Consider the following 13,841-nt stretch of genomic DNA (forward strand, 5'->3'; position numbering starts at 1 on the left):
TGCTCAGCTTTTCAGCATCGCCGCGAGGATGCGTGGCACCTCGGCGGTGGCTGCCGCCAGATGCGCAAAGATCTCCTCGATGCTGATCTCGGCCTCGTCGCCGCAGCCGGCGGCGAAGTTCGCCACCAGTGCCAGACACGCGTATTCCAGCGTCAGCTCGCGCGCCAGCGCGGCCTCGGGCATGCCGGTCATGCCGACCAGGTCGCAACCGTCGCGCTTCATCCGCGCGATCTCGGCGCGGGTCTCCAGCCGCGGCCCCTGGGTGGCGCCGTAGCAGCCACCATCGATCACCGCGATGCCCGCCGCGCGCGCCGCCGCCAGCAGGGGCCGGCGCAGCGATTCGGTATACGGCTCGCTGAAGTCGATGTGCTTCACCTCGGCACCCTCGACGTCGCAGTAGCTGGTGGCGCGGCCATGGGTGTAGTCGATCAGCTGGTCGGGCACCACGATCACCCGCGGCCCCATGTCGCTGCGGATGCCGCCCACGGCGTTGACGCCGATCACCCGGCGAGCGCCAAGGCTGTGCAGCGCCCACAGGTTCGCGCGGTAGTTGACCCGGTGCGGCGGCAGAGTGTGGCTTTCGCCGTGGCGGGCGAGGAACGCCAAGCGCTTGCCGGCGAAATCGCCAAGCACGACGTCGCCCGAGGCCGCCCCGTAAGGCGTGTCCACGGCAAGGCGCTCGGCGTTCTGCAGGCCCGGAAACTTGTACAGGCCGCTGCCGCCGATGACGGCCAGGTCGATCGTGCTCATGCGGCTGCCTCTTTCAACGCATAGATGCCCGGCAGGTTGCGGCCCTGCTCGTAATAATCCATGCCGTAGCCGAACACATAGCGGTCCGGCAGCTCGACGCCGTTGAAATCGGAGGCGATGCCTTCGACCAGGCGGTCATGACGCTTGGTGCAGAGGCTGGCGATCAGTACCTTCTTCGCGCCGCGCGCATAGCAATCCTCGCGCACCGCTTTGAGCGTGTGGCCTTCGTCCAGGATGTCGTCGACCAGCAGCACCACGCGGCCGGCCAGCGGCACGGCCGGCTCGCGCAGCCAGTGCAGCTCGCTGCCCGAGGTGGCGCCGCGGTAGCGGGTGGCATGCACGTAGTCGAATTCCAGATCGGTGCGGATCGCCAGCGCCAGCTGGCCGGCAAAGATCAGCGCGCCGTTCATCACGGTAAGGAAAACCGCTCGCTCGCCGTCGAGTGCGGCGTCGATCCGCCGGCCCATGTCGACGATCACGGCCTCCAGCTCGCCGCGATCGTGCAGCAGATCCGACTGCGCCAGCGCGGCGGCCAGCGGCGGCAATGAAGTAGTCATGCAGTTCCCTGATCGGCGAGCAGCGCCGTGATGCGTGCGACGAAACGATCGCGCTGCGGATTGTTGGTGAGGCCGTCCCAGTCCGCGCCCAGTTCGCCGCGCAGGCTGGCCAGGAGCGACGACGGCAGGATGGTTTCGCCCTGCATCGCCGCGATCGCCTCGTCCACCACCTCGGGAAAGCAGGCCAGCACCAGGTCGCAGCCGGCAGCCAGGTGCGCCCGCACCCGCTCGCCGACGCCACCGGCGGCGCCAGCGGCGGCCATGCTGATGTCGTCGCTGATCACCGCGCCGGCGAACCCGAGTTCGCCACGCAGGATCTGCTCGATCCACACTTTCGAATAGCCGGCCGGCCGGCTGTCCACCGCCGGATAGGTCACGTGCGCCATCATCACCGCCTCGGCCCGTGCCTCGATGCATTCGGCGAACGGCCGCAGGTCGTCGCGGCGGATCACGTCGAGGGGACGCGGGTCGATCGCCTGCGCTTCGTGCGTATCGGCGGCGACCGAACCATGCCCGGGAAAGTGCTTGAGTACCGCCGCCATGCCGCCCAGGTGCATGCCGCGCACATAGGCCTGCGCCAGCTCGGCGGTCACCGCCGGATCGGCATGGAACGCGCGCAACCCGATCGCCGCGTTGCCGCGGGCCAGGTCCACCACCGGCGCAAAGCTGAAATCGACGCCGCTGGCACGCAGCTCGCTGGCCATGACCCAGGCGTGTTCCTCGGCCAGCCGCACGGCGTCCGCGGGATCGTGCTCGTATCGGGCGCCGATCGCCGCCAGCGGCGGCAGGCGGGTGAAGCCGTCGCGGAAGCGCTGCACCGGGCCGCCTTCCTGATCGACCGCGATCAGCAGCTCGTCGCCGCCGATCTCGCGGATCGATTCGCACAGCGCGCTCAGCTGCCCGCGCGACTGGTAATTGCGCGCGAACAGCAGCACGCCGGCCACCCCCGGCGCGGTGAGCCAGCGCTTCTCGTGTTCGGCCAGTTCGAGCCCGGCCACGCCGATCATCAACATGCGGCATCCTCGGCAGTGCGCTCGGCCGGCGACCATTGCCGGTACGGATGCGCGATCAGGTTGACGTTGTAATAGCGGGTCAGTGCACTGACTTCGCGGCCCAGCCACGGCGGCCGCGGAAACGGCGCATCGACCGCCGGCAGCTCCACTTCAGCGACGATCAGTCCGTGGTTGTCGCCATCGAACTCGTCGACCTCGAACAATACGCCGTCGACCCGCACATGGTGGCGCACTTTTTCCAGTACGCCGTTGCACAGGCTGGCCAGCAATGCCCTGGCATCGGCTACCGGTATCGGGTAGTCGAACTCGGCCCGGGCGATGCCCGGCGTGGCCGCCTTGATGTTCAACCATGCGTGCTCGCCGGCGAGGCGTGCCCGCACCGAAGCGCGTGCACTGCCATCGCGCAGCGCCTGCGCGCCCACCAGGTAGCCTTGCGCGATCGGCTCGCTGCGTTCGATGGCAGCACGCCAGTCGTCGCTGGCCAGCAGGAATTTGCGTTCGATTTCGATTTTCATCTTTCAAACAGCGCGATCGATTCGACGTGCGCGGTATGCGGAAACATGTCCATCACGCCGGCCGAGGCCAGCCTGAAACCGTGCTGGTTGACCAGGATGCCGGCGTCACGCGCCAGCGAAGCGGGATGGCAGGAGACATAGACGATGCGGCGAGTCTGCTTGTGCGGCAGATACTCCAGCACCTTGTCGGCCCCGGCACGCGGCGGGTCGAGCAGCAGCTTGTCCCACGGCTGGCGCGCCCAGTCGGCGCCGCGCTGATCCTCGAACAGGTTCGCCACGTGGAAGCTGGCGTTGGCGATGCCGTTGCGTGCGGCGTTCTGCGCCGCGCGTTCGACCAGCCCATGCTCGCCTTCCACACCGACCACGTCGGCCACCCGGCGCGCGATCGGCAAGGTGAAGTTGCCGAGGCCGCAGAACAGGTCCAGCACGCGATCGGTCGGCTGCGGATCGAGCAGCTCCAGCGTGCGCGCCATCATCCGCTGGTTCATGTCGGCGTTGACCTGCACGAAGTCCAGCGGCTGGAACTCCAGCTCGACGTCCTCGATGGCGGCATCGCCGCTGGCGATGCGGAAGGCCAGCCGCGGGTTTTCCGGCCACAGCGGATGCACGCTGCTGTTGCCGCCCGGCTGCAGGTAGATCGCCAGCCCATGCTGCTGGCCGAACGCGACCAGCGCAGCCTGGTCGCGTTCGCTCAAAGGCTGCATGTGCCGGAACACCAGCGCCATCAGGTCGTCGCCTGCGGCGAATTCGATTTGCGGAATCGTGTCGACCGCATCCATCGCGCTGAGCAGGTCGGCCAGCAGGCCGACCTTGGGGCCGAGCGCGGGATGCATCACTTCGCACTGCTGGATCTCGGCGACGAAGCGCGGGTTCTGCTCCTCGCGGAAACCCACCAGCACGCGGCCTTTCTTCGCCACGTTGCGCACCGACAGGCGGCCCTTGCGCCGGTAACCCCACGGCGCGCCGCTGAGTGGCGGCAGCCACAGCTGCGGCGTGACCTTGCCGATGCGTTCGAAATTCTCGGCCAGCACGCGCTGCTTGGCGGCGATCTGCGATTCCGCATCCAGGTGCTGCAGCGAACAGCCGCTGCAGTGCGCGAAATGCCGGCAACGCGGTTCCACGCGATGTGGCGAGGGGGTGATCACCTCGACGACTTCGGCCTCGTCGAAATGGCGGTGACGCTTGCGCAGGCGCGCCATGACCTGCTCGCCCAACAGTGCGCCGCTGACGAACACGGTCTTGCCGTCGATGCGGGCCACGCCGCGGCCGTCATGGCCGAGGTCGGTGATGTGGGCTTCGAAAGGCGTGGGCGAGACGGTGTTGGATCGGGACATGAGGCGTAGGCAGATAGAGCCGCGATGGCTGGCCGCCGATTATCACAGATCAGCCCCGGGATGGCTGCCGGGGCGCGCTCCCCGCCTGCGGGGGAGCGCGCCGCTTCGCGGACCTACTTCCGCACCCAGGCGCCCGCGGCGTTCTGGTAGTACCAGCCGGCACGGGCCTTTTCGATCCAGCTCTTGGCGAAGGTGGCGCGGATCTGCGGCTCCCATTCCGGGTGGTTGTTGGCGTTGGCCACCTCCCGGTACAGCGCGACGCGGTCGCGGTTTTCATCGGCCACCGTGGTGTTGGCCTGTGCGCGCTGGCTCAGTGGCACCTTGGCGGCGTCGCGCATGGCGACCATGCCGTCATGGGTGAAGCCCACCGCGCCGCTGTCCAGCAGGTCGCCCAGCGCGCCCTGGAAGCGCGCCTGCATGCGTCCGCGAATGGCTTCGGTGGCGCTGGTCTGGATGCGGATGTTCGGCGTGTCGGCGGCCTGCGCGGCGGGAATCAGCAGGTCGAGCAGCATCGCCGAAGGCCGCTGATGACCATCGCTGCCAGCTGCCGGCTTCTGCGGTTTCGGGGCGGGCGCGGCGGCGGGTGCGACGCCATCCAGCACGTTGCCGATGAACTGGTCGGCGGCCTTCTGCGCGGCAGCCTCGGGAAAGTAGACATTGATGGTGACGCAGCCGACCAGCGCCACGGCCAGCGAGGTCAGGATCACATGGACAAGCTTGCGCATGGTGGATTCCGGCAGTTGGGAGTGGTGGAAGAAAAAGCGCATCGGAACGCCGTCAACGAATCTGCGGTGCCGCTCCATTGATGGCTTCGTGCAGACGCTGAACCAGCGTGGGCCAGTCGACCTGGGTCTGGTGGCCGATCACCTGCAGCCGCGGCAAGCCGCTGCCTTCGACGATAGTGTAGCCGTCCTCGCCCGGATCCAGACCACTCATCTGGCAGACCGCACCGCGCAACACGCAATTGAGTCCGATCCGCCTGTAGCCGAAGGTCTTGAACAGTTTCAGCACCGCGCCCTGCAGCCCGGCCGCGATACCGCCACCGCCGACCGTGGTGAGGTTGTTCACGGCGCGCTGGCTGATGCGCCCGCCACTGCCGGCGAGCAGCTTCGCGTCGAACGCGACCGGACTCCAGTCGACCAGCCGCAGCTCATTCACCGAGCCGTCCAGTCGCCCGGTGATGCTGCCGAAATCGAACACGCTGGTGATCGCCGCCAGATCGAGCTGCTTCAGCGCGATGTCTCCATTCAGTACCGGGCTGGGGCCGAACGGCTGCTGCAGGGACAGCCGCGTGATGTCGACGAAGCCATCGAACAGACTGGCCGACAGGCCGCCGGCCAGTTCGAAGCGATCGCCGACCCAGCGCAGCGACGGGATCGCCCCGCCAAGCGTGCCGGGAAAGGCCGGCCAGCCCATGGCCTGGCTGAAGGCTGTCATGTCGACGCCGGTCAGCACCAACGATGTCGCCAGCCGCTGTCCTTCGGCCGCCGCCGGCCGCCAATCGAGCTCGCCGATCCGCAGCTGCCCGTTCAACACGGGCACCAGCAACGGCTGCTGCAGGCTGAGCGTGCCGTCATGGCTGCGCCATTGCGATTGCGCCGCGCCGTTGGGCACCCGATAGAACTGCAGGCTGCGCCAGCCCAGCGTCGTGGCGGGGCGATCGCCCTGGCTCGACCAGTCCAGCCCGCCGCGCAGATCCTCGATGGCGAGCCTGCCCGCCGCGTCGGCCATGTCCAGGCGGTCGGTCGTGAACGCGAAGCTGCGCGGGCCGTCGCTGCGCAGATCGAGGCTGCCGTTGAGCTGCCCTGCGATGCGCATGTCCTGCAGGCCCAGGGTGCTCAGCCATGCCTGGCCGTAGCGCTGGTAGGCAGCGGGGAAGCTCGCATGGAGGCGATCGAGCTTCAGCGTTTTCAGTCCACCCTTGGCGTCGAATGCCAGCGCGCCGTCGAGCTGCAACGCGTCGGCATCGTTGACCCGCAACCGGCTCACTTCAAACGCGCCATCCTGCGCGCTGGCCCGCAGGCCAAGCTGTACCGGGTGATCGGGCAATTTTGCGTAAAGCGGGCCCAGCAGCAACTCGCCGCCACGCAGACCGGCGTCGAGATCCATCCGCGCCGGGCCGTCGGTGGTATCGAGATCGAAGCGGCCGGTGCCGTTCAACCCCTGCCCGGCCAAGGTGCCGGCAGGCGTGTCGAAACCTACGCCGTCCAGGGTGAAACGCCCGGAGGACTGGATGCCGGCCTCTCGCAGGTCGAGCGCCAGTTCGGCGTCCACCCGGCCATCGGTGGGGCGGCCCGACCAGACCGTGCCGAGCAGCCCCTGCAGCCAGCCGGCGGGAAGATGATCCAGACGGATCTGCGCGTGGGTCGGCTGATCCAGCGGCAGCGCGGTGCTGACGTGCGCCTTGCCCTGCAGGATGTCCACCAGCAAGGTGTTCGCGGACTCGCTGAGCAGAATGTTCACGTGGGCGCCGCTCAGCGCGCCACCCGGAGCACCGGCCAGCCGCACCTCGCCATCGAACACCCAGCGCAGGCGCTCGTCGCGTTGCAGATTGCCCTGCAGGGTCAGGCCCAGCTTTCGCCAGCCCATCGCGGGAAGGTCGGCCTGGGCGGCACGCAAGGTCAGCGCCAGCCCACCGGCGGCCTCGGCATCCAGCCTGGCCGTCACCGATTGCAGGCGAACGCCCGGCACGGTGATGGACTTCGCGCTCAGCACCACATCCGCCCGCGCCGGCACCATCCAGCCGAACCCCAGCAGTAGGCAGCAACAGAGCAAAAGGTGGCTTGATGTCGGGCGCATGTCGCGCCATTCTGCCAAATTAAGCTGAACGACAAGGATTTCGTCATGACCAGCCCCCTCGCCAGCACGAGTCCCGCGCCTCCGCTTCTCACCGGGGCCAGCGTGCTGGTGGCAGACGATGATCCCGGCAGCTGCCGCTTTCTGTGCGACGGCTTGCGTTCGCTGGGGGCCCGGGTTGAGGCCTGCGCAGACGGCCTCATGGCACTGGAACAAGCCCGGACCCGGGCGTTCGACCTGTTGCTGCTGGATTGCCGCATGCCGGGCGCGGGCGCGCTGAACATCCTCACCCGGCTCCGTGAAGATGCACGGGCGGAATCCGCCGACAGCATCGCGGTGGCCACCACCGCCGAGCTTGAGCCGGCCGAGCGCCGGGAGCTGCTGGACACCGGCTTCAGCGACATTCTGCTCAAGCCTTGCAAGGTCTCCGACCTGCAGCGCGTGCTGGCGCTGGTGCAACCGGATTCACCGACGATCGGTGCGGCACGCTTGCTCGACGACGGCGCCGCGCTGAGCACCAGCGGCGACGCGACCACGATGCGCGCACTGCGCTTGCTGCTGCGCGAAGAGCTGGCCCGGCTGGATCAGGAACTGGATTCGCTGAGCCGCGACCATGGTGTGTTCGGCGAACGGCTGCACCGGCTGCGCTCCTCCTGCGGCTTTTGCGGCGCCGCTGCGCTGTCGGCGCAGACCGTGCTGTTGCAGCGACAACTGCTGCAGGACGGCGGCGCGACCCCTGCCGCATTGGTCCGTTTTCGCGGGGCGCTGCTGGCGACGCTGCAGGCACTGGACAGCTAGGCCGTTCGCGCCGGGCGAGCGTAGCTTGCCTAGCCGGCGGCGTTGTCGCCCGGCCGGCGCGAGACCGCCATCGACAATACCCGCCATGCGCGCAACTCGCCGCCGCCCAGATGAAAGCGGATGACCTCACGCATCATGTCGCGCAGCGCCTTCAGGCCGCGATTGTCGGGCATGCGATCGTCCTCCAGCGCCAGCAGATCGCTGCCGCGCAATGCCTGCGCGCTACCCGCCGCGCATCGCACCGCGCCCTGTTCGACCCGATAACGGTAGAACGCATCCGGCAGCAAGGGCTCGCCCGCGTCGGAATCATGCTGCAACTGCAGGCCGTAGCCGATCAGCTCCAGCAGGTCGCGTTCGAATCGCCGCAGGGTCCACGCCAGGGACTCGCCAGCCGCCAGCCGCCCCAGCGTCTGCGCATAGGCGTCGAACAGCAGCGGGAACGGGTCCTGGCGGCCGGTCAGGCGCACCACCAGCTCGTTGAGGTAGAGCCCGGCCAGGCCGGCGTCGCCGGACAGCCGCAGCGGGGTGCCGACCGCCTCGACCGCGGTCAGCGCAGCCATTTCGCCGCGCAGCAGGAGGTCCATCAGCAAAGGCTGGAACGGTTCCAGCTGGGCCCGCCGCAGGCGGCTGCGCTCGCCGCGCACGCCGCGCGCCACCACGCCGAGCCGGCCATGCTCGCGGGTCAGGCACTCGAGCAACAGCGAGGTCTCGCGGTACGCGCGCGCGTGCAGGACGTAGGCGGGTTGCTGTTCGATGCGCATGGGTCAGGGGCGGGGAACGGGGAACGGGGAATGGGGAATGGGGAACACGATAACGCGCGGCAGCTTGCGCTTACCCGTTCTCCGTTCCCTGTTTCCCGCTCTCAATCCGTATAGCCGAACTTCTTGATCATGTTCTCGTCGTCGACCCAGCCTTCGCGCACCTTGACCCACAGTTTCAGGAACACCTTGCGCTCGAACATGCGCTCCATGTGGCGGCGGGCGCTGGTGCCGATGGCCTTGAGCTGGGCGCCGCCGTTGCCGATCACGATGGCCTTCTGGCCAGCGCGCTCGACCCAGATGATCGCGTGGATCTCGGCGATGCCATCGGGCCGGTCGTTGAACTGCTCGATCTCCACCGTGGTGGCGTAGGGTAGTTCCTGATCCAGTCGCAGCATCAGTTGCTCGCGCACCATTTCGGCGGCGAGAAAACGCTCGCTGCGATCGGTGACTTCGTCTTCGCCGTACATCGGCGGCTGTACCGGCAGGCGTTTCAGGATGGCCTGTTCCAGCTCCTTCAGGCCCTGCTCCTTGAGCGCGCTGACGTAATGGATTTCGTCGTAGCTGTGCTTGGCCACCAGGTCGGCGACGAACGGCAGCATCACCGTCTTGTCCTTGTTCAGATCGACCTTGTTGATCACCAGCAGCCGCGGCGAGGACTGCTCGACCAGCGCGGCGTACAGCGCCTCGTCCTCGTCGGTGAAGCGCCCGGCCTCGATCACCTGCACCACCAGGTCGACGTCGCTGATCGCCGAACGCGCGGCCCGGTTCAGGCTGCGGTTCATCGCCTTCTTGGCGCCGCGGTGCAGCCCCGGCGTGTCGACGTACAGGATCTGTCCGGCCTCGTTGGTGTTGATGCCGAGAATGCGATGGCGCGTGGTTTGCGGCCGCGGGCTGATGATGGACAGGCGATAACCGATCAGCGCGTTGAGCAGGGTCGATTTGCCCACATTGGGACGCCCGGCCAGCGCGACCGTGCCGCAGCGGAAATTCTCATGCGGCAAGGTGCCGGCGGCGGAATCCAGTTCGTGGTTCATGGCGGTGAGGTGCTCGGCAAGTCGGAGGTCAAGTGTAGTGCTTCGCCGGAAACGGCATGGCGCCAGGGGCTCCGCGTGCGCGCCGCGGCCGGACGATTGCCCGTGCCCTGGCGGCCTTTGCGGTGGTTGCGGAACCCGGCTCAGGGTTTGCGTTGCTGTTCCAGCAACTGGTTCAGCACGATCTCGGCCGCGTCCTGTTCGGCGGCGCGGCGGCTGCTGCCGCGGCATTCGGCGAGAAGCGGAAACGGCTCGACGATCGCGCAGCTGACATCGAACGTCTTGGCGTGATCTTCACCATGGCTGGCGGTCAGTTCGTAGATCGGCAGCGGCCAGCCACCGGCCTGGAGATGTTCCTGCAAGCGCGTCTTGGCGTCCTTGGAGGACCGCCGCAGCGCGCCGATCCGTTCGGCGAACAGGTCACGAACGGCCGCGCGGCAAGCGTCGAAACCGCCATCGATGTAGATCGCGGCGACCAGTGCCTCGAACGCATCGGCCAGGATCGACTCGCGTCGGAACCCGCCGGTTTTCAGCTCGCCGGGGCCGAGTTTCAATTCGTCGCCCAGTTCCAGCTCACGCGCGACGACGGCCAGCGCAGGGCCGTTGACCAGCTGCGCACGCAATCGCGACAGCTCGCCTTCGTTGGACTTGGGATGAACCTCGTACAGCATCTCGGCGATGATCGCGCCAAGCAGCGCGTCGCCGAGAAACTCCAGCCGCTCGTTGTTGGGTTTGCCGATGCTGCGGTGGGTCAGCGCCAGCAGCGCCAGCGCCGGGTCGCGAAAACGATAATTCAGCTTCAAGGGATCACTGGCCTACATTGCCCTGCAACGGCACGCTCTTGTTGAAGTGCAACAGGAAGTCGATGTTGTACATGAACGGGATCTGCTTGTCGTAGGCGACCTGCAGCTGGCTGGCCCCGCCGGCGTCGCGCTTGATCGTGATGTTGGCGGGCTTGATGGTGGCATCGTCGACATACTGGAAGCCCATCTTGAACATCAGGCCCCGGCGGATATCGTCCAGCGACTTGCCGTTGGTGCCTTCGGTGGCGACCTGGTTCATCGCCTTGACCACGCCCATGTACTCGGAATACGACGGCAACAACTTCATTGCCATGTAGGCGAGAAAGCCCACGATGGCCATGATGATCAGAAACCCGATCAAGGTGACGCCCGACTGCCTGGATTTCATAGTCCCCTCGCTATGCCGCATGTGTTGCGGCCGCCAATCTGTGAATGCACCGGATGTGTTTCCGGGTCTGGGCCCCTGCCGGCACCGGAGATGCTGCCTGGCCCGACGCCGCGATTATGCCTGCGGATTCTCGCACTGTTGACGGTCCGTGTGCGGCAGGCTCGAAGCGGTCACGCTTCGGCCCGCCGCTCGTGATCCACGGGAGCTAGTGGATCACCGTGCCGATCCGCGAGAAGTCCACGCCACCGGTACCCCAGCCTTTCCAGCTCATCCAGATCAGGAAAGCCTTGCCGGCCAGGTTCTTCTCCGGCATGCAGCCCCACCAGCGGCTGTCGAGGCTGTCGTTGCGGTTGTCGCCCATCACCAGGTAGCACCCGGCCGGGACCTTCGACGGTACATGGTCGCTGGGAATCGACAGGGGATCGTTGTACGCCGGCATCCGGGCGATCGTGTGGTTGACGGTGCTGCCGTCCTCGCGCGGCAGGTGTTCGGTGAGGACCGTGGCGCCCATGTTCAGCATGATCTGGTCCACGCTGCGCTGCGGATTGCCCAAGTAGGGACCCACTTCGTCCGTCGCGACCGGCTGGCCGTTGACCCGCAGATCGGCGCCATGCACTTCGATGCTGTCGCCCGGCAGGCCGATAACCCGCTTGATCCAGTTCTGCTGCGGCACCGGCGCGTGCGGGTCGTTGCAGCTCAGGTCGCCGCTGCGCACCAGCTTGCCGCCGTCCTCGCACAGGTAGCCGGGAAAGCGGAACACCACCACGTCGCCGCGCTTGGGCTCGCCCAGGTCGACGAACTTGTTGTTGAACGCAGGCAGGCGCAGGCCATAGGCGAACTTGTTGACCAGGATGAAATCGCCCACGTCGAGCGTAGGCATCATCGAGCCGGACGGGATGCGGAAGGGCTCTGCCACGAACGAGCGCAACAACAGCACCACCAGCACCACCGGAAACAGCGAACGGGCCCAGTCCACCGGTGCCGGGTCGCGATACTCATCGCCAGCGGCATCCAGGCGCGCCTTGCGCTTCTTGTAGAAAAACAGTCGATCCAGCCCCCACACCACGCCGAACAATGCGGTGAGGCCAAGCAGAATCGCCGAGAAATCAAATTCCATGTGACGCTCCTATGGAGCCGGCAAGGCGGCATCGGAAAAAGGGAATCGCAAGAGCGCGCGGCTCCGGTTCTCCCCTTCCGATGCCGCCTCGCCGGACAAAACTATTTATCCACTCGCAGCACGGCAAGGAAGGCTTCCTGCGGAATCTCCACCCGGCCGACCTGCTTCATGCGCTTCTTGCCTTCCTTCTGCTTCTCCAGCAATTTCTTCTTGCGGCTGACGTCACCGCCGTAGCACTTGGCCAGCACGTTCTTGCGCAGGGCCTTCACGGTGGAACGCGCGATGATCTGCGCGCCGATCGCGGCCTGGATCGCCACGTCGAACTGCTGGCGCGGGATCAGATCCTTCATCCGCTCGACCAGTTCGCGGCCACGCCGCTCGGCGTGGTTGCGATGCATGATCAGGCTGAGCGCATCGACCCGGTCGCCATTGATCAAGACATCGGTACGCACGAACGGGCCGGCCTCGAAACGGTCGAAGTGGTAGTCCATCGAGGCGTAGCCGCGCGAGACCGACTTGAGCCGGTCGAAGAAATCCATCACCACCTCGGCCAGCGGCATCTCGTAGCTGATCTGCACCTGGGTCGCCAGATACTGGATCGAGCGCTGCACGCCGCGCTTCTCCTCGCACAGGGTGATCACGTTGCCGATGTAGTCCGGCGGCGTGAGGATGTTGGCGACGATGATCGGCTCGCGGATCTCCTGCACCAGGCTGGAGTTCGTGGGCAGCTTGGCCGGGTTGTCCAGCAACATGGTGGTGCCGTCGCTTTTCAGGACCTCGTAGACCACGGTCGGCGCCGTGGTGATCAGGTCCAGGTCGTACTCGCGCTCGAGCCGCTCCTGCACGATTTCCATGTGCAGCATGCCGAGGAAGCCGCAGCGGAAACCGAAGCCCATCGCTTCGGACGATTCCGGCTCGAAGAACAGCGCCGCGTCGTTGAGGCGCAGCTTGTCCAGCGCCTCGCGCATCGCCGGATAGTCATCCGAGGACACCGGGAACAACCCGGCGAACACGCGCGGCTGCATGGTCTGGAAGCCCGGCAAGGCCTTGTCGGCGGGCTTGCCGGCGTGGGTCAGCGTGTCGCCGACCGGCGCGCCGTGCACGTCCTTGATCGAGGCGTTGATCCAGCCCACCTCACCGGCGCCGAGCTTGTCCAGCTTCTTGCGCTTGGGCGTGAACACACCGACGTCGCCCACTTCATGCGTTCGCCCGGTCGACATCACCAGCAGCTTGTCGCCCGGGCGGATCTCGCCCTGCATGATGCGAACCAGCGACACCACGCCGAGGTAGTTGTCGAACCACGAGTCGATGATCAGCGCTTGCAGGCGATCGGTGTCGCGCGGTTTCGGCGGCGGGATGCGCGCCACGATCGCTTCGAGCACCTCGACCACGTTGAGCCCGGTCTTGGCGCTGATGGCAACCGCATCGGTGGCATCGACGCCAATCACCGCCTCGATCTCCAGCTTGACCTTCTCCACGTCGGCGGTAGGCAGGTCGATCTTGTTCAATACCGGCACCACTTCGAGGCCCATCTCGACTGCGGTGTAGCAGTTCGCCACCGATTGCGCCTCGACTCCCTGGGCAGCATCGACCACGAGCAACGCGCCTTCGCAGGCAGCCAGCGAGCGGCTGACCTCGTAGGAGAAATCCACGTGGCCGGGAGTGTCGATGAAGTTGAGCTGGTAGGTCTTGCCGTTGCGCGCGGTGTACGGCAGCGATACCGACTGCGCCTTGATCGTGATGCCGCGCTCGCGCTCGATCGGATTGGTGTCGAGCACCTGAGCTTCCATCTCGCGATCGGCTAGCCCGCCACAAAGCTGGATGATGCGATCGGCCAGCGTGGATTTGCCGTGATCGATGTGGGCAATGATGGAGAAGTTGCGGATCAATTCCATGGAGCGCTGGGTGCCTGTCGGGCTTGGGTTTCATTGCCGCGCACCATGCGCAGCAACGCATCACCATGAAGTGATGCTAACCC

The 13,841-nt window shown here is 66.8% G+C and carries 14 protein-coding genes; 1 reads left to right on the forward strand and 13 read right to left on the reverse strand.

Annotation, left to right across the window (positions count from 1 at the left end):
• Positions 1-3: 3 nt before the first annotated feature.
• From ACFPME_RS01340 to ACFPME_RS01370, 7 genes are all read right to left on the reverse strand, one after another.
• The gene (locus ACFPME_RS01340; RefSeq protein WP_377301262.1) at positions 4-750 is read right to left on the reverse strand and encodes an S-methyl-5'-thioinosine phosphorylase; all 747 of its coding nucleotides are present in this window, start codon (positions 748-750) and stop codon (positions 4-6) included.
• Positions 747-1,307: a hypoxanthine-guanine phosphoribosyltransferase gene (locus tag ACFPME_RS01345; protein WP_377301264.1), complete on the reverse strand. Its 561-nt coding sequence runs from the start codon at positions 1,305-1,307 to the stop codon at positions 747-749. The genes ACFPME_RS01340 and ACFPME_RS01345 overlap by 4 nt, the downstream gene beginning before the upstream one ends.
• Positions 1,304-2,320 carry a beta-N-acetylhexosaminidase gene (gene nagZ, locus ACFPME_RS01350; RefSeq protein ID WP_377301266.1) on the reverse strand — a complete coding sequence of 339 codons (1,017 nt, stop codon included), beginning with the start codon at positions 2,318-2,320 and terminating at the stop codon, positions 1,304-1,306. Before nagZ ends, ACFPME_RS01345 begins: the two co-directional genes overlap by 4 nt.
• A complete protein-coding gene (locus tag ACFPME_RS01355; protein WP_377301268.1) occupies positions 2,314-2,835 on the reverse strand; it encodes a CYTH domain-containing protein in 522 nt (173 codons plus the stop codon). The genes nagZ and ACFPME_RS01355 overlap by 7 nt, the downstream gene beginning before the upstream one ends.
• Positions 2,832-4,169, reverse strand: a complete 1,338-nt coding sequence (gene rlmD / locus ACFPME_RS01360; RefSeq protein WP_377301270.1) for a 23S rRNA (uracil(1939)-C(5))-methyltransferase RlmD — start codon at positions 4,167-4,169, stop codon at positions 2,832-2,834. The genes ACFPME_RS01355 and rlmD overlap by 4 nt, the downstream gene beginning before the upstream one ends.
• A gap of 113 nt (positions 4,170-4,282) precedes the next feature.
• Entirely contained in the window at positions 4,283-4,894 is a 612-nt protein-coding gene (locus tag ACFPME_RS01365) for a YdbL family probable chaperone protein (RefSeq protein WP_377301272.1), read from the reverse strand.
• 52 nt (positions 4,895-4,946) lie between these two features.
• Positions 4,947-6,968 (reverse strand): translocation/assembly module TamB domain-containing protein, encoded by a 2,022-nt coding sequence (locus tag ACFPME_RS01370; RefSeq protein WP_377301274.1) that lies wholly within the window; start codon positions 6,966-6,968, stop codon positions 4,947-4,949.
• Positions 6,969-7,013: 45 nt separating this feature from the next.
• Between ACFPME_RS01370 and ACFPME_RS01375 the strand changes: the two genes are divergently transcribed.
• Positions 7,014-7,763 carry a response regulator gene (locus ACFPME_RS01375; RefSeq protein WP_377301277.1) on the forward strand — a complete coding sequence of 250 codons (750 nt, stop codon included), beginning with the start codon at positions 7,014-7,016 and terminating at the stop codon, positions 7,761-7,763.
• A gap of 29 nt (positions 7,764-7,792) precedes the next feature.
• On the opposite strand, the gene recO is transcribed toward ACFPME_RS01375, so the two are convergent.
• The 6 genes from recO to lepA form a co-directional block, all read right to left on the reverse strand.
• Complete coding sequence (gene recO, locus ACFPME_RS01380; RefSeq protein WP_377301279.1) at positions 7,793-8,524, reverse strand: DNA repair protein RecO; 732 nt, start codon at positions 8,522-8,524, stop codon at positions 7,793-7,795.
• 101 nt (positions 8,525-8,625) lie between these two features.
• Positions 8,626-9,558, reverse strand: a complete 933-nt coding sequence (era, locus tag ACFPME_RS01385) for a GTPase Era (RefSeq protein ID WP_377301281.1) — start codon at positions 9,556-9,558, stop codon at positions 8,626-8,628.
• A 140-nt stretch (positions 9,559-9,698) separates the two neighbouring features.
• Complete coding sequence (gene rnc / locus ACFPME_RS01390; RefSeq protein ID WP_377301284.1) at positions 9,699-10,358, reverse strand: ribonuclease III; 660 nt, start codon at positions 10,356-10,358, stop codon at positions 9,699-9,701.
• Positions 10,359-10,362: 4 nt separating this feature from the next.
• The gene (locus tag ACFPME_RS01395; RefSeq protein WP_377301286.1) at positions 10,363-10,746 is read right to left on the reverse strand and encodes a DUF4845 domain-containing protein; all 384 of its coding nucleotides are present in this window, start codon (positions 10,744-10,746) and stop codon (positions 10,363-10,365) included.
• A 205-nt stretch (positions 10,747-10,951) separates the two neighbouring features.
• On the reverse strand, positions 10,952-11,863 hold the full coding sequence (gene lepB, locus ACFPME_RS01400; RefSeq protein ID WP_377301288.1) for a signal peptidase I: 912 nt from the start codon (positions 11,861-11,863) through the stop codon (positions 10,952-10,954).
• A gap of 101 nt (positions 11,864-11,964) precedes the next feature.
• Positions 11,965-13,758, reverse strand: coding sequence for a translation elongation factor 4 (gene lepA, locus ACFPME_RS01405; protein WP_377301290.1), 1,794 nt, complete (start codon positions 13,756-13,758; stop codon positions 11,965-11,967).
• Between the last annotated feature and the right edge of the window lie 83 nt (positions 13,759-13,841).

The sequence above is a fragment of the Rhodanobacter umsongensis genome, from assembly GCF_042654965.1.
In the GTDB taxonomy this organism is placed as follows: domain Bacteria; phylum Pseudomonadota; class Gammaproteobacteria; order Xanthomonadales; family Rhodanobacteraceae; genus Rhodanobacter; species Rhodanobacter umsongensis.

Bases quoted from the DNA above. Each gene is read 5' to 3' on its own strand.
- ACFPME_RS01340 (WP_377301262.1), bottom strand. From the start codon at position 750: ATGAGCACGATCGACCTGGCCGTCATCGGCGGCAGCGGCCTGTACAAG.
- nagZ (WP_377301266.1), bottom strand. From the start codon at position 2,320: ATGTTGATGATCGGCGTGGCCGGGCTCGAACTGGCCGAACACGAGAAG.
- ACFPME_RS01345 (WP_377301264.1), bottom strand. From the start codon at position 1,307: ATGACTACTTCATTGCCGCCGCTGGCCGCCGCGCTGGCGCAGTCGGAT.
- lepA (WP_377301290.1), bottom strand. From the start codon at position 13,758: ATGGAATTGATCCGCAACTTCTCCATCATTGCCCACATCGATCACGGC.
- ACFPME_RS01365 (WP_377301272.1), bottom strand. From the start codon at position 4,894: ATGCGCAAGCTTGTCCATGTGATCCTGACCTCGCTGGCCGTGGCGCTG.
- ACFPME_RS01375 (WP_377301277.1), top strand. From the start codon at position 7,014: ATGACCAGCCCCCTCGCCAGCACGAGTCCCGCGCCTCCGCTTCTCACC.
- era (WP_377301281.1), bottom strand. From the start codon at position 9,558: ATGAACCACGAACTGGATTCCGCCGCCGGCACCTTGCCGCATGAGAAT.
- rlmD (WP_377301270.1), bottom strand. From the start codon at position 4,169: ATGTCCCGATCCAACACCGTCTCGCCCACGCCTTTCGAAGCCCACATC.
- ACFPME_RS01355 (WP_377301268.1), bottom strand. From the start codon at position 2,835: ATGAAAATCGAAATCGAACGCAAATTCCTGCTGGCCAGCGACGACTGG.
- lepB (WP_377301288.1), bottom strand. From the start codon at position 11,863: ATGGAATTTGATTTCTCGGCGATTCTGCTTGGCCTCACCGCATTGTTC.
- ACFPME_RS01395 (WP_377301286.1), bottom strand. From the start codon at position 10,746: ATGAAATCCAGGCAGTCGGGCGTCACCTTGATCGGGTTTCTGATCATC.
- ACFPME_RS01370 (WP_377301274.1), bottom strand. From the start codon at position 6,968: ATGCGCCCGACATCAAGCCACCTTTTGCTCTGTTGCTGCCTACTGCTG.
- recO (WP_377301279.1), bottom strand. From the start codon at position 8,524: ATGCGCATCGAACAGCAACCCGCCTACGTCCTGCACGCGCGCGCGTAC.